The organism is Niallia sp. FSL W8-0177, assembly GCF_038006285.1.
Classification (GTDB): domain Bacteria; phylum Bacillota; class Bacilli; order Bacillales; family Cytobacillaceae; genus Niallia; species Niallia circulans_A.
Window position 1 is genome coordinate 694,369 of sequence record NZ_JBBOUX010000001.1, and the last position, 21,544, is coordinate 715,912.

Annotated in this window: 20 protein-coding genes and 3 pseudogenes; 13 read left to right on the plus strand and 10 right to left on the minus strand. The window is 34.9% G+C overall.

Features of this window, described 5'->3' with window-relative positions; translation table 11 throughout:
* The first annotated feature begins 47 nt into the window (after positions 1-47).
* Complete coding sequence (locus NST77_RS03350) at positions 48-779, plus strand: polysaccharide deacetylase family protein (RefSeq protein ID WP_123257299.1); 732 nt, start codon at positions 48-50, stop codon at positions 777-779.
* A gap of 119 nt (positions 780-898) precedes the next feature.
* On the opposite strand, the gene NST77_RS03355 is transcribed toward NST77_RS03350, so the two are convergent.
* Both NST77_RS03355 and NST77_RS03360 read right to left on the minus strand, forming a co-directional pair.
* Positions 899-2,425, minus strand: a complete 1,527-nt coding sequence (locus NST77_RS03355; protein WP_123257300.1) for a solute symporter family protein — start codon at positions 2,423-2,425, stop codon at positions 899-901.
* On the minus strand, positions 2,422-2,772 hold the full coding sequence (locus NST77_RS03360) for a DUF485 domain-containing protein (RefSeq protein WP_095332143.1): 351 nt from the start codon (positions 2,770-2,772) through the stop codon (positions 2,422-2,424). The genes NST77_RS03355 and NST77_RS03360 overlap by 4 nt, the downstream gene beginning before the upstream one ends.
* 300 nt (positions 2,773-3,072) lie before the next feature.
* Between NST77_RS03360 and NST77_RS03365 the strand changes: the two genes are divergently transcribed.
* From NST77_RS03365 to NST77_RS03375, 3 genes are all read left to right on the plus strand, one after another.
* A complete protein-coding gene (locus NST77_RS03365) occupies positions 3,073-3,903 on the plus strand; it encodes a manganese catalase family protein (RefSeq protein ID WP_095332145.1) in 831 nt (276 codons plus the stop codon).
* Between the two features lie 308 nt (positions 3,904-4,211).
* Positions 4,212-5,315 carry a 5-methyltetrahydropteroyltriglutamate--homocysteine S-methyltransferase gene (locus tag NST77_RS03370; RefSeq protein ID WP_123257301.1) on the plus strand — a complete coding sequence of 368 codons (1,104 nt, stop codon included), beginning with the start codon at positions 4,212-4,214 and terminating at the stop codon, positions 5,313-5,315.
* A 122-nt stretch (positions 5,316-5,437) separates the two neighbouring features.
* Positions 5,438-5,989, plus strand: coding sequence for an SF0329 family protein (locus tag NST77_RS03375; RefSeq protein WP_163186116.1), 552 nt, complete (start codon positions 5,438-5,440; stop codon positions 5,987-5,989).
* Positions 5,990-6,039: 50 nt separating this feature from the next.
* Here NST77_RS03375 and NST77_RS03380 read toward each other — a convergent pair whose 3' ends face one another.
* Positions 6,040-7,071, minus strand: coding sequence for a HAMP domain-containing sensor histidine kinase (locus NST77_RS03380; RefSeq protein WP_095332151.1), 1,032 nt, complete (start codon positions 7,069-7,071; stop codon positions 6,040-6,042).
* Positions 7,068-7,742 carry a response regulator transcription factor gene (locus NST77_RS03385; RefSeq protein ID WP_095332153.1) on the minus strand — a complete coding sequence of 225 codons (675 nt, stop codon included), beginning with the start codon at positions 7,740-7,742 and terminating at the stop codon, positions 7,068-7,070. The genes NST77_RS03380 and NST77_RS03385 overlap by 4 nt, the downstream gene beginning before the upstream one ends.
* A 177-nt stretch (positions 7,743-7,919) precedes the next feature.
* On the opposite strand from NST77_RS03385, the gene NST77_RS03390 reads away from it, so the two are divergent.
* From NST77_RS03390 to NST77_RS03400, 3 genes and pseudogenes are all read left to right on the plus strand, one after another.
* Positions 7,920-8,126, plus strand: a complete 207-nt coding sequence (locus tag NST77_RS03390) for a hypothetical protein (RefSeq protein ID WP_123257303.1) — start codon at positions 7,920-7,922, stop codon at positions 8,124-8,126.
* Between the two features lie 194 nt (positions 8,127-8,320).
* Positions 8,321-8,835, plus strand: a pseudogene (locus NST77_RS03395) (IS1595 family transposase); the annotation flags it as partial.
* A 17-nt stretch (positions 8,836-8,852) separates the two neighbouring features.
* Entirely contained in the window at positions 8,853-9,266 is a 414-nt protein-coding gene (locus tag NST77_RS03400) for a DUF6678 family protein (protein ID WP_095332157.1), read from the plus strand.
* A gap of 347 nt (positions 9,267-9,613) precedes the next feature.
* On the opposite strand, the gene NST77_RS03405 is transcribed toward NST77_RS03400, so the two are convergent.
* Entirely contained in the window at positions 9,614-11,335 is a 1,722-nt protein-coding gene (locus NST77_RS03405; protein ID WP_095332159.1) for a sensor histidine kinase, read from the minus strand.
* Between the two features lies 1 nt (position 11,336).
* Entirely contained in the window at positions 11,337-12,038 is a 702-nt protein-coding gene (locus NST77_RS03410) for a response regulator transcription factor (RefSeq protein ID WP_095332161.1), read from the minus strand.
* A gap of 149 nt (positions 12,039-12,187) precedes the next feature.
* Here NST77_RS03410 and NST77_RS03415 point away from each other — a divergent pair, with 149 nt between their 5' ends.
* The 3 genes from NST77_RS03415 to NST77_RS03425 are packed head-to-tail and all read left to right on the plus strand — an operon-like array spanning position 12,188 to position 14,005.
* Positions 12,188-12,358 carry a hypothetical protein gene (locus NST77_RS03415; RefSeq protein ID WP_164463596.1) on the plus strand — a complete coding sequence of 57 codons (171 nt, stop codon included), beginning with the start codon at positions 12,188-12,190 and terminating at the stop codon, positions 12,356-12,358.
* A 55-nt stretch (positions 12,359-12,413) separates the two neighbouring features.
* Positions 12,414-13,103: an ABC transporter permease subunit gene (locus tag NST77_RS03420; RefSeq protein ID WP_163186119.1), complete on the plus strand. Its 690-nt coding sequence runs from the start codon at positions 12,414-12,416 to the stop codon at positions 13,101-13,103.
* Complete coding sequence (locus NST77_RS03425) at positions 13,103-14,005, plus strand: ABC transporter ATP-binding protein (RefSeq protein ID WP_095332165.1); 903 nt, start codon at positions 13,103-13,105, stop codon at positions 14,003-14,005. Before NST77_RS03420 ends, NST77_RS03425 begins: the two co-directional genes overlap by 1 nt.
* A 608-nt stretch (positions 14,006-14,613) precedes the next feature.
* Here NST77_RS03425 and NST77_RS03430 read toward each other — a convergent pair.
* Positions 14,614-15,315, minus strand: a pseudogene (locus tag NST77_RS03430) (HAD family hydrolase); the annotation flags it as partial.
* Between the two features lie 203 nt (positions 15,316-15,518).
* On the opposite strand from NST77_RS03430, the pseudogene NST77_RS03435 reads away from it, so the two are divergent.
* Both NST77_RS03435 and NST77_RS03440 read left to right on the plus strand, forming a co-directional pair.
* Positions 15,519-16,308: pseudogene (locus NST77_RS03435) on the plus strand (hypothetical protein).
* Between the two features lie 2 nt (positions 16,309-16,310).
* The gene (locus NST77_RS03440) at positions 16,311-16,778 is read left to right on the plus strand and encodes a hypothetical protein (protein ID WP_341122735.1); all 468 of its coding nucleotides are present in this window, start codon (positions 16,311-16,313) and stop codon (positions 16,776-16,778) included.
* A 37-nt stretch (positions 16,779-16,815) separates the two neighbouring features.
* On the opposite strand, the gene NST77_RS03445 is transcribed toward NST77_RS03440, so the two are convergent.
* The gene (locus NST77_RS03445) at positions 16,816-17,715 is read right to left on the minus strand and encodes a 3-hydroxyacyl-CoA dehydrogenase (RefSeq protein ID WP_095332171.1); all 900 of its coding nucleotides are present in this window, start codon (positions 17,713-17,715) and stop codon (positions 16,816-16,818) included.
* 214 nt (positions 17,716-17,929) lie between these two features.
* Between NST77_RS03445 and NST77_RS03450 the strand changes: the two genes are divergently transcribed.
* Positions 17,930-19,231: a globin-coupled sensor protein gene (locus NST77_RS03450; protein WP_095332173.1), complete on the plus strand. Its 1,302-nt coding sequence runs from the start codon at positions 17,930-17,932 to the stop codon at positions 19,229-19,231.
* Between the two features lie 46 nt (positions 19,232-19,277).
* Here NST77_RS03450 and NST77_RS03455 read toward each other — a convergent pair whose 3' ends face one another.
* Together NST77_RS03455 and NST77_RS03460 are read right to left on the minus strand one after the other, a co-directional pair.
* Entirely contained in the window at positions 19,278-19,820 is a 543-nt protein-coding gene (locus tag NST77_RS03455) for an NAD(P)H-dependent oxidoreductase (protein ID WP_163186122.1), read from the minus strand.
* Positions 19,821-19,954: 134 nt separating this feature from the next.
* Complete coding sequence (locus NST77_RS03460) at positions 19,955-21,544, minus strand: response regulator (protein WP_095332177.1); 1,590 nt, start codon at positions 21,542-21,544, stop codon at positions 19,955-19,957.

The window sequence follows — 21,544 nt, forward strand, 5'->3', positions numbered from 1 at the left end:
TGAGATAACTTTCCTCCATAATACTTTGTTAAAATGAGGTTTGTATGATGGGAAAAACGGTAATGATGTTAATTCTTTTAATTCCCTTTCTACCTTCTATGGTGATTGCACAAACAAAGATTCCTATTTTGGTTTACCATTCCATTGAAGAGTTCCATGGACAAGGTTCAAAAGAATTATATGTGACTCCAGCAAATTTTGAAAAGCAAATGATTTATTTGCGAGATCATGGTTTTACTCCGTTAACTTTTGAAAAATGGCAGGATATAAATAAAGTTAGAAAGCCAATTTTTATTACGTTAGACGATGGTTATAAAAATAATGTAAGAGTATTGGGAATTTTTCGAAAGATAAAAACAGACGATTTTACCCCAACAGCAACGATGTTTGTTATAGCAGATTTTATCGGAAATGCCAATAGGTTATCTAATCAAGAGTTGAAAGAATTAGCTAGTTCAGGTTTTCTATCAATTCAATCCCATACAGCAACACATCCTGATTTGGTGAAAACAACAGACTATAAACATGAGCTAAAAGATTCGAAAGACAAAATCGAAGCAATTACAGGAAAGAAAGTCATTGCCCTTTCTTATCCTTATGGAAATATTGATTCTAAGACAATGGAGGAAGTCAAGAAGCATTATTCTTTTGGGCTAACCACAACACCAGAATTCTATAGTGCAAAGGGAATAAAGGATGAACTCTATCTGTTACCGCGTAAGTATGTTAAGTACTCTACCACATTAGAGGAGTTTGCTGATATAGTCGAGGGGCAGTGAAGGGTTGATTGCTTTGAAAAGTAATCGACTTTTGGCGCTTTTTGTCATTTTATTTCCCGGAAAATGAAAAGACTGACTCTACTCTAACGTTTAAGCTATAGAAAGTCAGTCTTTTTTCTTCACTTCATACCCGTATTTGCTTTCACAATAACCTCGGCGTATTTCTTTTCATCTCGTTTATTGGAGAGGATGGTCCCAATAATTGCACCGAGAAAACCTGCAGGAATGGAAATGATAGCAGGATTTGTTAACGGGAATATAGCCGTTCCAGTTAAAATAGCAGCACCAGGTACAGGATTAAGTACACTTGGGCTGATGGCAACCAACACTAACGCCGTAAGTAGTCCTGTTACTACGCCTGATATAGCGCCGGCTGTATTAAATCTTTTCCAGTAGATTGTAAAAATGATAACTGGTAAATTAGCACTGGCTGCTACACAGAATGCAAGGGATACGAGAAAGGCTACATTCATTTTTTGAGCAAAAAGTGCAAGGATAATGGATAGCAAGGCTACTGCAACCGAAGCATAACGAGCTGCTTTCATTTGCTGTTTTTCGGTAACCTTTCCTTTTTTGATTATTTGACCATATATATCATGGGCAAAGGCTGAGGCACCTGATAATACAAGTCCTGCAACAACTGCTAGAATGGTCGCAAATGCTACCGCCGAGACAAAACTCATTAAAAAGTCACCGCCAAGAGCGTGAGCAAGCAATGGTGCTGCCATATTGCCCGCAGCATTTGCTTCCACAATGTTGCTAGCCCCTACAAAAGCAGCAGCTCCAAAGCCTAAAAAGATGGTTAAGATGTAGAAAATGCCTATAACCCAAGTTGCTGTTACAACAGAGTTTCTAGCAGTTTTCGCATCTTTTACTGTGAAGAAGCGCATTAGTATATGCGGCAGACCAGCAGTTCCTAGAACGAGTGCTGCCATCATAGAAATAGTATCGAGAGAGTTGGTATACTTCACGCCGGGATTAATATAGTTTTCTCCTAATGGTGTAAGTGTTTTGATTTCGTCGAACATCGTAAGAATATTAAAGTTGAATTTTGCAAGAACAAGAAAGGAGATAACAACTGTTCCAAGCATTAAAAGGACAGCTTTTATAATTTGAACCCAGCTTGTAGCAGTCATACCGCCAAATAATACATAAATAGTCATCATGACGCCAACAATTAAAACCGCAAGCCAATAATCGATTCCCAATAATAGCTGGATAAGGGCGCCAGCTCCAACTAATTGAGCAATCATATAAAAAATTACAATGGTAATCGTGCTTAATGCGGCTACACCACGCACTTTTTTCTGATCAAAGCGGGCATTTATCATATCAGCAATTGTATACTTTCCTAAATTTCTTAGTGGTTCTGCAACAATATAAAGAACGACTAAATAAGCAACTAAATATCCAATCGAATAGAAAAATCCATCAAAACCAGTTAACGCGATGGCACCTGCTATTCCGAGGAAGGAGGCGGCTGATAAATAGTCCCCTGCAATGGCTAAGCCATTTTGCCAGCCTGTTAATCCCCCGCCAGCAGTATAAAATTCACTGGTTGTATTGGTTCTTTTAGCTGCCCAATATGTAATGATAAGAGTGATGAGGACGATAATGACAAACAACATTAATGCGATTGGACTCATTTATTGTTAGCCCCTTCCATCTGGTTTTCTTCCACAATGTCAGCAGCTAATTCATCAAATTTCATTGCTTTTCGAACATAAATCATGGATAACACCCAAGTCATGATAAACTGTGCAAATGCATACACCCACGTCCATGTAATCGATCCGATAGCAGGCTTGTTTAAAATAGTTGTGTAAGAAGTCAAAATTGGTAACATAAAATAAAAGAGTAAAAAGAAGACGGTGAGAGGAATTAGAAATTTTTTCTTTTGGGACATTAATTGCTTGAACTTAGAACTATTGGCAATTTGTACGAAATCGTAAGGCGGAGATTGCTTTTTTGCATCTTTGGCCAAATTACTCATTCACTTTCCCCCTTGAAAATAATATATTTTTCAATATAACAATAGTGTAAAAACTTCATAGAAGAATCGCAATGGTTCTTTTTTCTTAAATGTAAGCGTTTTACTTGAGCGAAAGGGCTTATTTTTGTTGAAAACAACTAAATTTATGCGAATAGAAGCTTAAGGGAAAATGGAATTATTTTGATAGTGTTGTGTAGAAGTATTTACTATATTAAAATTTTTTTCTTTGTTTATTAAGTTTGAAGACGGGGTACATCTTAATCGAACAGCAATATGAAAAGTCAAGGAGGAGATAGCGTCATGTTTCGTCATCAAAAAGAATTACAGTTTGAAGTGAAAGTGGACAGACCAGATCCAATGTTAGCACGTCAAATTCAAGAGGTGCTTGGAGGACAATTCGGTGAAATGACCGTAATGATGCAATATCTTTTCCAAGGTTTTAATTGTCGCGGAGAAGAAAAATATAAGGATATGCTCATGGATATAGGAACGGAAGAGATTGGTCACGTTGAAATGCTTTGCTCTCTAATCAGTCAGCTTCTAGATGGTGCATCACCTGAGGATCAGGCTGAAGCAGCGAAAGATCCAGCAGTTGCAGCCATTATGGGTGGAATTAATCCACAACATCTACTTGTAAGTGGATTGGGTGGCATGCCAACTAATTCTAATGGGGTACCTTGGAATGGATCGTATATTGTCGCAAGTGGAAATCTTTTAGCTGATATGCGTTCAAATTTACATGCAGAAAGCCAAGGACGCTTACAGGTAGCAAGATTGTATCATATGACAACTGATGAAGGAGTAAGAGCTACATTTAGAAAAATGTTAGCTCGTGATCGTTACCACCAATATCAATGGCTAGCAGCAATCGAGGAATTAGAAGCTAAAAATGGTGTAGTTGTTCCAGCAACCTTCCCTCCGGAAGCAGAAAAAGAATCTCAGCCAGAAGCGTATGAATTCTGGAATTTATCAGAAGGAGATGCTTCTTCAGAAGGTCTCTGGGCAACAGGTAGTGCCCAAGATGGAACAGGAGATTTTGTGTATGTAAAAGAACCAGTTCCAAAGGGGCAAGTTCCTCTCAATCCCATTCCACCTGAATCATTGCATCATGATTTAAATATTAAAAAGTAAAAAATATAGAGGAAAATAGACACAAACTATTCGGTCCAATAATAGTTTGTGTCTATTTTTTTCCTTTTTATTGGCTAGTAATCTTGTTGGAAATAGTGTAGAATAACTTAAAAAAGTTTAAATAATCACAAGAGTTTAAATTTTTCGTGTTTCCATCGGCTTGTTTTCATGTTACATTTAAACAAGTTATGGATTCTAGCGGTGTGAAAGCCACAAGTTAGATTTTTCTATACATAAAAATATATACATATTTCTGAAAAATCTAATATTAAAGAGAGAGAAGAAATTTTACGGAGGTAGGGATTCAAATGACAAAAACGATTATTAAAGCACCATTTAGAGCAGATCACGTAGGAAGTTTACTGCGTCCTCAATCTATTCATGATGCTAGAAAGAAGTTTGCAGATGGAGTTATTTCAGCAGAAGAACTACGTGCAGTAGAAACAGAAGAAATTAAACGTATTGTGGACAAGCAGATTGAGGTTGGTCTTCAAGCCGTTACGGATGGAGAGTTCCGCCGCAGATTTTGGCATACTGATTTCATGGAGCATTTAACAGGAGTAGAAGGCTATGTACCAGACCATGGTTATAAATTTAATGGGGTTGAAACGGAAGCTTACGATGTGCGAGTAACAGGAAAAGTATCTTTTAATCCTGATCATCCTCATTTAAAAGATTTTAAAGAATTCTATGAGATTGTGGGCGATCGTGCCGTTGCAAAAATGACCATTCCAAGTCCAAACCAATTTTTCAATGCGGGTATCCGTAATGAAGAAATCTATCCGGATATTGAAGATTATGCAAATGATATTATCCAAGCTTATCGTGATGCTGTTCAAGCATTCTATGAGGCAGGCTGCCGTTATCTACAATTTGATGATGTATATATTGCAGGACTTTGTGCTCCAAAGCTGCCATTTGCAAAAAGTGAGTTAGAAAGACAAGAATTAATTGACCTAGCTTTACGTGTGGTGAATGGTGTTCTAGAAGGAAAGCCAGAAGATTTAATCGTAACAACACATCTTTGCCGTGGAAACTATCAATCTACTTGGGCGTTTGAAGGTCCATATGATAAAATCGCTCCTAGCTTCTTTGCAAAAGAAAAAGTAGATGGTTTCTTCTTGGAGTATGATGATGAGCGTTCCGGTGGATTCAGGCCACTTGAATTTGTACCAAATGGAGGTCCACAAGTAGTTTTAGGTGTATTCACATCAAAAACTGGTGAATTAGAAGATAAAGAAGCAATCAAAGCACGTGTAGAAGAAGCTTCTAAATACGTTGCCCTTGAACAGCTTTGTATCAGCCCGCAATGTGGATTTGCTTCAACCCATCACGGAAACATCTTATCAGAAGAAGAACAATGGAATAAATTAAAATATATTGTAGATGTAGCGAAAGAGATTTGGGGATAAGATAGGTTTATAGGAGGATAAAAGAGGCACATACTCATATTAAATGTGCCTCTTTTTTTAGCAACTTCTATAAAAAGATATAATAAGGTTATGAAGTTTGTTTTAGAAGAGAGGAATAGCAGATGCAATGGAGTAAGTTAAAGACCAAAATGGAAGGTTTTATTAGTGAAAAATTAAAAGATAGAATGCAAATTCATATTACTGCTTATCGAAAATTCCATGATAGCCCAAGAAGGATTTGGATAACTTTTGATAAAGAAGTAATAGTTAGTGCTTCGGATACTAACTATTGGATTTTACATGAGAAAATATATGAAGAAATAAAGTTTGAACAACGATTAAAGCCAATTCCGTATGAGGCGGATTGGTGGAAAATGTATGAATCAGAGGAGCGACAAGAATTGGTAAGAGCTTCTGAAGAGGCAGAACAAAGTCTCTTAACTGCAAATATAATGGATAGTGGGTATGTCTATCAATCCTTTCTTGATTATTGCTCTCTTTCTATAGATCATGCTTTACATTCTGAGAATGAATTTATTAGAGCTTTTGCTATGTTTGATAGGAGGATTGGAAAAAGGAGATTAAGTAATATAGATAGAAAGACACTGAATCATCCATTAATTAGTAAATTTTATCAAATACGATGTCAGGTAGAAAAAATGGCAAAAAGATAACGGATTAGCTACTGTCTAATTGGTTATCTTTTTGCCATCTTCAAACAAGCTTAGAGCCTCACCATAAAAATACTCCCTTTTCCTTTTTCACTCTCCACATAAATTTTCCCGTTACATAGTTCGACGATTCTCTTTACCAGTGCTAATCCTAAACCATTTCCCGATTGGGAATGAGAGGTATCGCCTTGATAAAATTTATCAAAAAGACGTTTTTTTGTTTGGTCATCCATTCCAGGACCATTATCTTGAATCGAAAAACAAACTTCTTCTTTGAACTTAGTGAGATGTATTGTTATGTTTCCGCCTATTTCGGAAAACTTAATAGCGTTATCTAAAAGATTTAGCCAAATTTGCTGAGTTAAATCTTCATTTCCGTGATAAGTAACTTCATCAAGCTCGACATCTATGACTATATCTTTTGCGGACCATTTTGGTTCCATCAATACAATCGTTTTTCGAATTTGCTCATCTAATCGAAATGGAGTTTTTTCGGTAATAATCTCGAGATTTTCATACTTTGATAGGATGAGTACATTTGTAGAGAGTGCAGCTAAGCGCTCAGACTCGGTAATGATTATATCAAGATATTCTTGTCTTTCCTCTTCCGTTAAGTTATTTTCTTTTAGTAATTTTGCGAAACCGCGTAATGAAACAATAGGTGTTTTGAATTCATGAGAAAAATTATTAACAAAATCACTTCGTAATGTTTCAATTCCAGAAAGCTCTTGGGTCATTTTATTAAAGCTATGAGATAATTCTTCTAATTCGCCTATTCCCTTTATGTTAACTTGTACAGAGAAATCCCCGCTGGCTACTTTATGGGTTGCATCAATTACCGTCCGAATAGGATTTAATGCTTTCTTACTGAGAAAGGCTGTTAGGGAAGTCCCAAGTAAAATGCAAAAACCTAAAAAGGCAATGAGCGGGAATACGGGAAGCTGACTATTGTCTGAAATAATCCCTAAATGCTGTAAAGCAAAAGTTATAACAGCAACAACTAGGACTGTTGCCATCATGACGCCAAAAACAAACATGACTAGTGTAATGGCAAGGCTTAAACGTTTTGTGAAAAATTCTCTCATCCTTTTTTCACTGCCTTATAACCAAGTCCTCTGACTGTTAAAATTTCAAACTCTGGAAAATCACGAAGCTTGTCTCTTAATCGGTTAATGTGGACATTGAGTGTACGATCATCCGTTTCAGATTCCATTCCCCAGATTTCATCCATAAGCTGAATTCGAGTGAAAATCATATTTGGATATGATAATAGTTTAAACAATAAGAAAAACTCTTTAGGTGGTAAGGTAATAACATGATTCTCACGAGAAACGGTAAGGGCATCATAGTCGAGTACAGTTTTCCCGATTGTTAAACGATGCTCATTTACAATCTTCGCTCTCCGCAGCAGAGCCTTAATACGTAAAATCATTTCTTCTTCATCTACTGGTTTGGTCATATAATCATCCGTACCAACAAGAAATCCTTTTCGTTTATCTGCTGCCTCCTGCTTGGCGGTAACCATTAAAATAGGGAGGTTCTCCCACGTCTGCCGCAAATGCTGTGTTAATTCGTACCCGTTCATTTTGGGCATCATTAAATCGAGTACAGCTAAATCAACATGCTCTTTTTCCATTATCTGAAGAGCTTCGATCCCATCTTTAGCTGCATAAGTCTGAAATCCATGGTGCTTTAAGACAGCACACATTAATTTTCTAGTATTTGTATCATCTTCTACCACGAGTATTTTAAACATCTAATACCTCCATTCATTTAAGTTATACCTATTTTATTATAAAAATGTAAACTGAAAATTAATTTAGAGAAGTTTATATTCAGTTTACTTTACCACGGTATACTAAGAAACATAAAGAAGAAACCGGATAATCATTAAGTAGACATTTGGATAGGTAGTAGAGAGGAGATCGTTTTAATGGGTTACACCATTTTATTCAGTTATTATGAAATAGTAGGAGAAGAAGCACATTTGATAGATGAATATAAACTTCCAGTTAAAGAACGAAAAGAGAGCTTAGAAACCTTATTAATAGAGCAGAACTACAAATTTATTGGAAATGTCGATTTATGGGGATTTCGTACTAGCAAATTTATGAATATTGCCGAGATTATTAAAAATTGAAGCAGATAGCCGGAAAGATACATAAATGTCGTCTTTTAATAAGGTCTGCTCATTTATAAAAAAGTTTGATTAAATTCCTGTGTAGATAGGCAAGATATTTCTGATTCGTAAACATGTCATATTCTTGCATAGAACTTTTAAAATCACTTTAGATAATTATGATAAAATAAGCGGAGGAGTTGGAGCTTAATATTGAAGGTATCGTTGAAGTTAACGAGAACCATTTTCAGTACTCTCAAAAAGGTCAACGTAGGATTTCGGAACGCAAACCTCGTAAACGTGGCGGGAAATCCAACCTTTGAGGCATAAGCCACGAACAAGTTTGTGTTCTTATTGCAAGAGACCGTATCAAAGCAACTGTCTCAAAAGTAGCTTGTATGGGGCATGTCGTTAAAATGATAGTGGAGAGTATGATTGGCTCTAAACTGACAACTGATAATCTACTCGTTACAAGATGCTTGGAGAGCCTATAAAACCTATGGAAAGGAAAAAGGATTAAAACATTATCGAATTAAATCAAACGATGGATAGACCGTTTTAAATGTGTAGATACAAAGTATCTCGACAACTATCTCGCGTGGTTTTTGTTTGTAGATAACCGTAGTAAGAAAGCATAAAACACAATATTAAAGAATTTCTGTTAACATCATTTGTATTTGAGATGACCGACACTTATGATAGTTTACGCCTATCAAAGTTTAAAGCTTAGATTTTAGGAGGGAGAATATGGACGAAAAGCAAAAGGTTGTTGCAGTTGTAAATAAAAAACAATTAGCTTCAGTTATGAACAACACGAAATGGGAGCAGTTGCAGAAATTTGTAATTGATACATTGCCGTTCACCCCACCTTATCAAGTTAAGTATGTATTAGAAGATGCTCCTTACCCAGAAACTTTTATAGAAGATGTATGGTATTGGGGTGATTGGGAACAGGGGCTGCGTCCGTTCTATTCCATAGAATGGTTGCGAATCAGACCAAGGTATGTAAAAAGTAGAGGTAGACTTATTGAACCTGAAAGATTTGATATAACTGATGAATTCATAGAATTATTACAAAAGCTAAATATTCCGTTTGTTAAAGAAGATAGCATAATTTGTATTTATGGTTATGTTAAAAGTACAGAAACATTCAATTGTTAAGCCCTGAATGAAAAAGAGCGGGGATCCAAAAAAGGTTCCCCTACTTACTATCCATATTTGTACATTAAAATTTAACAGAGCCTTTGTTTTTAATAAATAAAACTAGCGAGTAAAGCATAATCAATCGGATGCAATTGTTTTTTTATCGATCAAATACAGTTAAAAGAATATAAGAGAATGGCCCATGTTATAGTAGTTGCCTTTTTGCTATTACTGTTTATAGCTTGTTTAAACTTCAAGCTCTGCTCCCAAAACCAGGAGCAGAAACTATTAGACTCACCAGTTCATGAGACATTTTGCTGGGAAAATTCTTGAGAATTTATCTTTTTTTTACAATAAAGATAAATTTAATCATCAAGTAACGGAAGGAGTATTCTGATGGTTGTTCCCTTCTCAAGCTCAGTTCTTACTTTAATGGAACCGCCATGGAGTTCAATTAGCTTTTTTGTTATCGTCATACCGAGTCCTGTTCCGTTCATTGAGCTGCTTGTATTTGTTCCTCTGTAATAGCGTTCGAACAATCTGTTTAGTGTTTCATTATCCATGCCCACACCATTATCTTTAATCGTAATTACCAGCAAATGATGGTCAAGCTTTCCGATCGTTATTGTGACAGTCGTTTTTGGTGGATTATACTTAATTGCATTTTCAATTAAGTTTTCCATAATGCGTTGGAACCACTTTGGATCTACTGCTGCAATCAGTTCCTTAGGGGAAGGCTGAAATACAAATTCATATTGCTGTCCTGCAGGCCCGTTCACATAGTGGATGACAGTTCGTCTGATTTGTTCATTTATTTCCACTTTTTCCTTGGCGATAGGAAAGCCCTCACTTCTAAGCTGATACGTTAAGGTCAAATCTTCCAGAAGCTGTTTCATGTAGTGCGCCTTTTCCTTGATTGTGCTAGAAAAAGTCCGAACTTCTTCTTCAGTCCATGAATATTGATCTGATTGTAGCATCTCAGCATATCCTCCTATAGAGGCAAGCGGCGTTTTTAAATCATGGGATAGTCCGCTAATCCACTCATCTCGAGCTTTGTTAGCCTTTCTTCTTAATTGTTTATTTTGTTCCAGCGATGTTGTCAATTGGATAAGTGTGGTAATCAATTCCTTATATATTTTATATTTCCGTTGTAGCTTTCCTTTTTTCGTAAGCATCATAGAGTGCTTGTTATGCCCTTCTTCATAATTTTCCTTCCCCAAATCTCCAATCCATTTCATGATGGTAACAAGTGGAGCACCGAATTTATAACCAAACCAAATATTAAGCATAATTAACAATAAAAGAGCAAGCAAAAATAGGAAAAGAATTTTGTTCCCAGTATCTTGCATTATTTCTGTATCGGATTGCAAGCTGTTTGTTTGGTCTGTACCTGTTAGAAGAACCTGACCTGTCTCTCTATTATAGTAGGTGGATACATCCTTTTGTTCGTTCTTAGTAAGCTGAAATAGTTCTTGGAAAGAGTACCTATCCTTTTGATTGTCTGCTTCATAACTGTCCTGAACTACACCATCTTTACTAACCAGCTGAACCCAACCGTGTTTATTGGTAATTGTTTTTCCTTGAGTATCGGTAATATTTAGTTGGTTTTTCTGCCAGTTTACTGCAACTTTAATAGTATTTAAAATGGACTTGCTGCCAACTTCTTTTCCATAAAGGACAATGAGGGGCTCAGCAGTATCTTGTTGAATTGACCACATATAGTAATGGTATGAATCATCTTCACTTTCCGAAAGTAGCAGGGCAAAGTCGATTTTTGAGAAAGAGGTACCCTTTGGCAGATTATATGTTTTTATGGGATTTCCGTCCTCCGCCAAGATAGCAAGCCAACCATTCTGTTTCCTGACTAAATCCTTTAAATCATTGGATATAGAAATATGACTATTTTTAACTGATATCCAGTCTTCCATATTAGATGAGTCAGCCTGAGTCAAGTCAGAGTATAGTTCGTTTTTCATGACAGTGAAACCAATAATTGCCCAAAATAATAAAAAAATAATGGATACGAGAAAAAAAACAAACAAAAGCTGAAAAAAGAATTGCAGGATGAATCGTTTGGTCATATTCATTTTATTTGTAACCTTCTACAGATAATTTATAGCCGAGCCCTCTCACTGTCACGATATACTGCGGCTGGCTGGGATCTACTTCAATTTTTTCTCTAAGTTTGCGTATATGAACCATAATCGTGTTATCCTCTCCAAGAAAATTCTCGCCCCACACATTTTCATAAAGTTGAGCTTTACTGAAAAGTTGATTAGGATGCTTGCAGAAATATAGTAGTAACTGATACACCTGTGCAGGCATGGAAACTTTAACTCCTCTTACCATGACTTCTCCAGATGAACTATTTACAAATAAGTCACCATATTGATATGTAGTTGATTCCTTTACTGTATTAGCTGTATATCTTCTCAGATGAGCTTTCACTCTCGCTACTACTTCCAATGGATTAAAGGGTTTGGTGATATAATCATCAGCACCTAATGCAAACCCTGAAAGTTTATCAAGGTCAGTGGACCGCGCTGTTAAGAAGAAGATGGTGGCATTTGTCTTTTCTCTAATGAAAGGACAAATATCAAAACCACTTCGATCTGGAAGCATGACATCTAGAAAAATTAAGCCGTAATCGTTAACTGCACATAGTTGTAATGCTTCCTCCGCTGTTTCGGCAGTATCAATTCGCTCAAATCCTTCCTTCTGCAAAATAATCTTTAACATCTGGTGGATAGCCTGTTCATCATCCACTATTAACAATCTTATCTTTTTCATATAATTTGTCTCCCTAATGTCCAAATATAAAGATATCATATCATTTTTTATCCTCATTATTAGAAATTAAGGAAGAATTAAGGTTCTGATTTTAAAGGGTTAAGGTACGATAGATATAATTCTTATAGATTAAGGAAATGAGGTGTAAAATGAAAAAAGTATTTAGTGCTATAGCAACCGTAGCGGCCGTAATTATGCTTTCAAGACATATTGGAAATGAGTTTGCAGCTCAGAATTATTCTAGCTTAGCAATAATCCTGATGATTGGATTAATTGGTCAAATTCTCTTCCATTTTCGAGAGAAAAAAGTTAGTGATTAAGCAGCCTTTAAGAGAATCAGGATAAAATTTAGGATGAAAGAGAGAGTTTAATATTATGCTTACTATAGGGAAAAGAGAATTTCTCCAATTATTTAAAGGGTTTAAATCAATTTTATTAATTTTAGTATTTTTAGTCACATCCTATTATTCAGCTAAGTTTGCTGATGGTATAGCTGAGGCAATGGAACTGACAGCGCAAGAGGCAGGTGAAGCTCATTTAGTTGGATTATTGTTTTTAGTTATGTTTTTTGGACATTTATTTGTGGCGAGTCTATCTCATGACAGTATAAATAAAGAAATCCGTGAAAGAACCATGCGGTTTTTAGTAACTAAAACAACTAGATTTTCTATTATAGTTGGTAAGTTTTTGGGTATTTGGATGTTTTGGTTTGTTTGTCTGTTTCTGTCATTCTTAATAATTGCTCTAACAACAGAAAAAATAGATTTTCTAGTTTTTGCTCAGACGATGAGCCTACTTACATTGCAGATATCATTCATTCTCTTAATGTCCGTTCTCATCAATAAGCCAGGAGCAACAATGTTCCTTGGAATTCTTGGAGGGATATTGTTACCAATATTAGGAGGTTGGTTTGTGCTTACTTCTAATCCAGCAATTAGTTGGCTAAAATATGTATCACCTTTTTATTATCTGGACTTAAATGAATATAGCTTCTTAGTTCTTCTTGTAGTTGCAGCTATCTTAATTTATCTTACTAATTTATTATTCAAGAGGAGGGAATTCTGATGTCAGCTATTAAAGCAGTAAAGATGACAAAGAAGTATAACGGAGTAACAGTAGTTAACGGAATTGATTTAACAATTGAAGAAGGGGAATTATTTGGATTTTTGGGTAGAAATGGCGCAGGAAAATCAACTTTTATCAATATGCTGACAGGGATTGCGAAACCTACTTCAGGTTCATTTTCTTTGTTAGGAGGAAATATAGATCACATAGAGGTTAAAAGAAAAATTGGTGTGCTGCCTGATTATTCAAGTTTCTACGAATCCACTACAGCACTGGAGCATTTGCGGTTCTTCTCTGCACTATCTGGTGAAACTGCACAAAAAAGTGAGTGTCTTGAAGTATTAGAAGCAGTCGGATTAGCTGATCATGCTAATAAAAAATTAGGAAAGTTCTCGTTTGGAATGAAAAAGAAACTTGGTGTCGCTCAAGCCATTATCCATGATCCAGAGCTCTTATTTTTGGATGAACCAACATCAGGGATGGATGCAGAATCAGCAATTCAAATTCAACAGCTGATAAAAAGACTGCATGGAGAAGGCAAGACGATCTTTTTAACTTCTCATAATTTGGATGAGGTCGAGAAATTATGTACCAGAATTGCTATCATGAAAGAAGGTAGGATTGTAAAAATCGGAACAATGAATGAACTCAGAGCATTTTATCGTTCCAACATTATCGTAAATATTAAACATAGTCCAATACCTGTTTCAGAATTATCAAAGTTTCACCAATGGATTAAAGATAAAGGTACGGAAATTCACACAAAAGAGGAATCACTTACTATCACAGTTGAGGAAGAAAATAGAATTTCTGAAATCACAAGAGCCCTAACGGCATGTAATACAAATGTTTACCGAGTCAATGTTGAGGAACCAACTTTAGAAGAGATATTTTTGGACTGACCCCTTAAATTAGGGGTCTTAGACATTTAGACACTTAATGAAGGAGGCATAAGGATAAAAAATGGAGGTAGATATTAAAGTATGATCAGAAATATAATTGGAACTACGTTAATTCTGATAAGTTATTTAGTAATGGGAATAAATTGGTTTTATTTGCTGCCAAGAGGGTTAGAATCCATGCCATATTGGAGTTAGATTGTTTTTATAGGTGCTTTTTTTGGAGGGATTATTAAATATTATAAACCAAATTCTAAAAATAAAAATAAGGAATATAGGAAACTGAGTAAAATCAGTGAATTTTCGGATGATTTAATAGACGTTATAACAGGTCATATTAATAATGAGGATGAAATGGATAAAAATAAGCAGTCCAAGAAATAGACCGGAAAGAGAGATCGGCTATTTCTATAGGACTTACACATATCAGTCATTTTAGCTGATTTAAGTTTTACACCACAAAATTTAAGTTCACGACAATCAAAATAGCAAACAAAACTGGGTTCATATTAATGTAATGATCGTGGAAATATATAGAATTAAGCAAATGTTATGCCTGCATATTCCCTTTTTTCCCGAGGCTATGTTTGGTCTTTGGTATAAGTGAGCTATTATTTAATCGTATTATTTTTTATTTGAAATGCAGGTGATGCTGCTAGGATGGAAGTTAATTCGATAAGATCATCAATAACCATATCTGCTTGCTTCATTTCGTCATCTTTAGCAAAATCAAAATTACAACCGACAGATAGAAGGTCATTTTCTTTTGCAGCTTTTATATCAGATAAGCGGTCTCCCACAACAGCTGCTTGAGTAATTCCATGCTTCTTAATAATCCTACAAACGAGGTCAGACTTATTCAATGATTCAATGTCCTGAATACTGCATGTTTCTGTCACCCATTTATCCAATTGATAATATTCAACGATCGCTTGCAAGTATGCTGTTAAACCATTACTAGCGATATAAATAGAAATATCATTTTCCTTTAAATAGGAGAAAACTTCTTTGACATTTGGATATAAGGCCCCTTTGCCTTTTTTTATATTTGTCACTAATCGTTCGAGAAAATAAGCATCTATTTTTTCTCTTAAGCTAAGGGAATGATTAGGCAGTAATGTTTCCCACACAATCGGCAATGGAACACCCATAATTTCGCGGTATTTATCAATAGGTGTTTCTCCATCCCATTGATGAATCGAGCGCAAGTAATGAAAAGTATCATCTAAAGATATTTCTAAAATTTTGTCTGTTTGAAAGAGTGTACCATCCATATCAAATATTATTGCTTGAGACAACTCCCTTTCCCCCTTTTGAAACTTTATGTATTTATGTACAGTTTAACATAAACCTAATAAACCAAAGATTCTTATCAATTCTAATCTGTTTATTTTTCTTCTAGTTCTATTCTACTAAAAAAATCGGCAAATGGATGGAATTACATGATTTTGTTAAAAATAACTTTTAGTAATGATTTCTCTTTTATTATCCATAGATGGAAAAGGTGTAGGTGAGTATGGACAACTATAATAATGACAATACAGCAAGAAGATATAGAGCACATGTAAGTACGCTTGGTACTACACAAATTCACCTGCGAAATCCTTATATCATTGCATGGTGGAGTGCAGCTTTCCCTGGATTTGGTCATCTTTTATTATCCAAATATCTGCGAGGATTCGTTTTATTTATTTGGGAAGTAGTAGTAAATGTAAACAGCAATTTAAATTTGTCGATGATTTATTCCTTTCAGGGAGAGATTGAAAAGGCTAAAGAAATCTTAGATACAAGGTGGTTACTCATTTATATCCCAGTTTATATATTCGCTATTTGGGATAGTTATCGAACGACGGTAGATTTGAATAAAATCTTTGTGTTGGCAGAAAGAGAGGAGCACCGCTTTAATTCATTTAGTATCGGTATCATGGAAATCAATTATCTTGATAAAAGAAATCCTCTCATGGCTATCATCTGGTCCCTATTTATGCCTGGTTTAGGGCAATTATACATTCATAGAGTAATAACTGCATTCTTTGTTATCATTTGGGGCGTTGTGTTTTTTTTATTTATCTCATGGACTAGAAGCTTTGTCCTTATTGTTTTTGGGAGAGATTAAACAAGCGACGGATGTGATTAATCCAGAGTGGCTATTGTTTTTTCCATCTATTTATGGGTTTGCAATATTTGATTCTTATATAAATACGGTAGAAAACAATAAGCTATATGATAAAGAACAACGTTTCTATTTTAGGGAGAAATATCAATCTTCGTCTTTTCAAGTATTAAAAGGGCAAAAGGTGAATTAAAGATGCAATTATTTTCGACATTTGAACACTCAGTTTTTATAGAAATGGCACTCAGCACATTAGAAAAAAAGGGGATAAAAAAAGAAAATATATTTGTTGTTCCACTTGATAATAGAACCGAGCAACGAAAGATTTTTGATGACTTGTATCGATCAGACGGAACTTCTCTTATTGATATAGGTGTTGCATTAGCAACGGCATTATCTGTTGTGTTTGCAAGTATAGGATTTAAGCTTGCATGGGGGCCGATATACTGGGGACTAATTGGTGCGGCAGCTGGCTTTTTACTAGGATTTGTTATTCGTCTTTTTACAGAAATTATAGTAAAAAAGAAGAGAAGATTACTGAAGGGATTCCAATCTGAAATAATTGTTATTGTTGATTGCGAAGAGTCGCAAGGGGAGATGATAGAGAATGTATTATTTAGCCATTATGCTTTAGGGGTAGCGAAGGTAAAAGCAAAACAGTAGAGGAGAATCTATCTATTCTCCTCTACTGTTTTTAATGTTAATTTTTTAAGAAATCTGGCTGAATGAAGCTAGGGTTCGGGTATTTGTAGAATCCTTCTCCTGTACTTCTGCCTAATTTACCTTGATCAATATAGTTTGTTTTTAATAAGTGTGAAAGCTTTATATAAGCAGGGTTACCAGTAGCTTCCGCTTTGCCCTTTACGATATTGTAAGCAGTAGTAATACCAATTACATCTAGCATTGCAAATGGTCCAAGCGGCGCTCCTGTACCAATCATCCATGCTTTATCGATCGTTTCAATTTCTGCGACTTCGTTCACAAGTAACATTTCTGCTGATTCTAATAGAGGAACCAATAAAGAGTTTAATACGTAACCTGGTTGTTCCTTTTGAATCGGTAAAGCCACCATTCCGATACTTTTAGCAAAAGCAATCACTGTCTGAAATACTTGTTCCTCGGTTGTTTGATGCTTCATAATTTCTGCTGTGTTGTTCTTCCAAATTTCATTAGCGAAGTGAAGTGCTAGAAATTTTTCTGGACGACCAGTTGCTTCAGCAAATTGGCTTGGCAGAAGGGTAGAAGAGTTCGTTGCAAAAATAGTATGCTTCGGTGCTACTTTTGCTAATTCCTGATAAAAGTCTCGTTTAATTTGGACTACTTCTGGTATTGCTTCAATGACTAAATCTGCTTTCTCTGTTGCTTTTCCTAAATTGGTAGAGTAGAATAGGCGGTTATATACTTCTTGTAGCTCTTCTGGTGTTGCATCTAAATCTCTTTGATAAAATGCCTCTAATTGTTTCATTCTATTTTTAGACTTTTCTAGTACTTCATCATTAATATCATAAACAGCAACTTGAAATCCTTTATATGCCGCTTGAAAAGCAATTTGACTTCCTAATACGCCACTGCCTGCAACGGTGATCTGTTTAATATCCATGTTGTATGCTCCTTTTTTCAACTAATTTGCCCATATGTACCACTTCTTTCAATTCTTCTTTTAAATCTACGCAATTATTAAAATCTTGTCAACTTGAGTATGGTACAAATATATTATTTATTTCCCATTTATTTCTTATAATTCCCTCTTTTTTACTGTAAAATCCATTTTCTTTTCCGATATAAAGGAAAAGGACTTAGTAGGAGGAAAATCCATGCTTTTTAAAAAAGGTGTCAAAGAGAAAGAAAATAAAATTCAGCAACTCATTGACCAAGAAATAAATAAAGTATCAATAGATATTGAAAAAGGTTCAGATTATGAGATGCAGCTAAATGTTATTGGTTTAGAAAGAGAGGATTTAGCGTTATTAAAAAGCATTCAACCAATCGTGGCAAAGCATCTACCAGCTATTAGAACAGAATCATTTCATTTTTCACATGAAGGTATGTCTAAAATTATTGATACTTCCAGGATTGGAATCTCAACAGAAGACAGCATGAAATATTTCTTATCTTTTTTTAATGGGAAAATTGATCGGGAATACGTGCAAAGAAGAGCAATGTTAGCGCAAATGTATGTGAAAATAGGTGTGGAAATTCGCTGGTTTCTTTCTGTCTATCACTTGTTAATGACAGAAATTATGATAAAGGTCAACCAAGAACTACAGTTAAATGAAAAAGAAGCTACTATTTTATTTATGGCCATTTCCAAAATATTCAACCTAGAAAATCAACTAGTTATCGATTCCATGCATAATGCCCAAAAAAATATGATTGCTAAAAAAGAACAAGAAGCGAAAATAGATATTAAGAATTTTGTCGGAGGATTTGTGGAAAACTTGGCTGCTATGACAGAAGAAACGGGCGCTTCTGTTGAGCAAATTGTAGAACAATCTGGTCATATTGCTACAAGTGCTAAAAAAAGTTTAGCTAGTTCTATCGAAATGGAAGAACGATCAGAAAATGGAAAGCTTCAACTAGATAAAGTAATTAAAAATATGCAAGAGCTGAAGGAAGATATTCAACGAATAATGAAAACGATTGATGAGTTAGAAGATAACTCAAAGAAAATCGGTGGAATTGTCAATGTTATTACAGGGATTGCCGATCAAACGAACTTACTTGCACTAAATGCAGCGATTGAAGCAGCACGAGCAGGAGAGCATGGAAAAGGATTTGCGGTTGTCGCTGATGAAGTAAGAAAATTAGCAGAACAAACAAAGGACTCTTCTTCCAGTATTACAGAACTAGTCCAAGGTACTATTGCACATATCGCTAATGTGATTGAGCAAATTAGTACCATTAACAAAGTAGTTGATACAGGTAACCACGAGATTAAATTGACAACAGATGTTTTTGATAACATTTTAGGAAGCAGCAGAGATAATAATAAAATGATCAAAAGTACAGAAAATGATTTACAATTGCTTATTCAATTACTAGAGGAGATTAATCAAGCGGTAGCGAAAATGGCAGTATCTACAGAGGAACTGAATGAAACTGTGGCAGGATTTTGACCTTGACATAAAGAAAGAACGAAAGCAAGCAAAGATGCTTTCGTTCTTATAATAATTCCTTTTTTAACTGAGCAGCCGCAAAAATGGCATTTTTATCCTTCAAAATATCGCCAGGTTTATTGCCATTTCCTAAAATATACCCTCCAAACTCAATCCCCATAAAATCAAAAATATGTTGAAATTGCTGGATCATTGGTATCCCTTTTATAGTGGGATTATCTCCACCAACAGACAGAACATAAGCTTTTTTTCTCGCCATCTTCGCTTTGAAATCAGGAGAGCTTGAATCTCTGAGTGAGTGAGACCAGCGATCAATAAAATTTTTCATTAAACCAGACATGCTGTACCAATATATAGGAGTAGAGAAGATTAATATATCATGAGGAAGTATGCGATCTACTATTGAATTGTAGTCATCCTCTCTTTCTTGAAATCCTTCTAAAGTGTGGCGCATGTCCATTATAGGAAGGATAGTATACTCTCTAAGCAGAATAGTATCTACCGGAATACCTTCGATTACTTTCTCAGTCAGGAGAGCTGTATTCCCATTGGGACGAGTTCCTCCATCAATAACAGCAATTTTTTTCATGGATTTACACCCTTTCCTATTCATTTATATTAATCATATATTGGATGGGACGAATAATAAAGATGAATATTTAGATAGGTGTCATCGAGAAAATTGATAGTAGAATGAAGCGATCAAACAGAGTACAACTATATTTAAACGGTAGTGGAATGAGTACGATATTCAGTTGGTGTTAGTCCGGTTACTTTTTTAAAGGATGCACTAAAATAATATTGATTGGAATAACCTACTTTTTCACTGATCTCCATAATTGGTATACTTGTAAAAGACAAGAGTTCTTTTGCCTTATTTATTCTTAGAAATGTAATATATTTAGATATACTGGTATTTTTAATTTTCTTAAAAATAGATCCAACATAGGATGGACTCATATTAATATGATTACTGATCGTATTTAAGTTCAGCGTTAAATCATTATAATGATTCTCGATATATTGTATGATCTGTTCAGCAATCTGGCTATGTTTAGAATGAATAGATTGTTGAATTTTCTCGCTAGTAAGAAGACAAATTTTTTCTAGATTTTCACAAACTTCTTCTACCGTGTTAAATGTATCCAAGATAGAAAAGGTATGCGTTATTTTCTCCACAATTTCCGTATCTTTAATTTCAACTTCGTAAAGAAAACGCAAAATTTTTGACAGAATGGATGAAATGTATGAAAGAATGCCATTTTTATTATAATATACACTAGACCAGTTGTTTTCTATATAGGCTAGAAATTCTTTAATTCCCTGTTTGTCTTTTTTGGAGATTAAATTAATTAGTAATTCTTCATCCTGTCTTGATAGAAAAAGAGGAGGAGAAGCAGCTTGATGTATTTCTTCCGTCGAATATATATTATTGTCTCCAAAAATAAATTTATATTCTGTTGCTTTTTTTGCATTTCGATAGGAATTCGAAATTTCCCAGATAGATTGTACCGTATGACCGATTCCTATTGTAATCGTCAAAAAATCAAACTGTTTCTTTATCGTCTCGAAAGCTTTCATAACATGGGTACTTAATTTATGGGGATATTGCTTTTGACCAATAATAAAAATGATTCGTCCCCCTTGATTTATAGTATAGACATCTTCAGAGGCGAAGTAGTCTTCTACAGCATGAATCAGTTGAAAAGTATAGAGATGATATCGCTCTACTCCGAGGCTGTTCATGTAGTCTATATGTTTACTTATCTCTAAATAAATACAAATGTATCGCTTCTTTGTAAATTGCAAATTTAGGTAACTAGCTTGATTTTGAAGCATGTATTCTGCATAAGTTGGACCAGCATTAATAAGGTTTAAAAAGAATTTCTCTTTCAATATTGGTTGACTATGTTTTAACTGTTCCATCGTTTCTGTTTCTTGTTGAATATTCCGTAGTACTTTTTGAATGACAGTAGTGAGATAATCATAGTCAATTGGCTTTTCGACATAGTCACAAATATTAAGTCTAATTGCTTCCTGTGCATAAACAAAATCATCATAGGAACTGATAAATATAATTTTTATAAAAGGAAATCTTGTTAATATAGATTTTGCCAATTCGATTCCAGTTATTTCTGGCATTTGAATATCGGAAATAACTAAATCTGGCTGGGTTTTTTCTATTTCTTTCAGTGCTTCTATCCCACTAGCATATATCCCACAAACGGTCGCTCCAATGTCTTCCCACTTTATGTTTTTATAAATACCTTCTAAACAAACGGTGTTGTCGTCAATCATTATAATTTTTTTCAT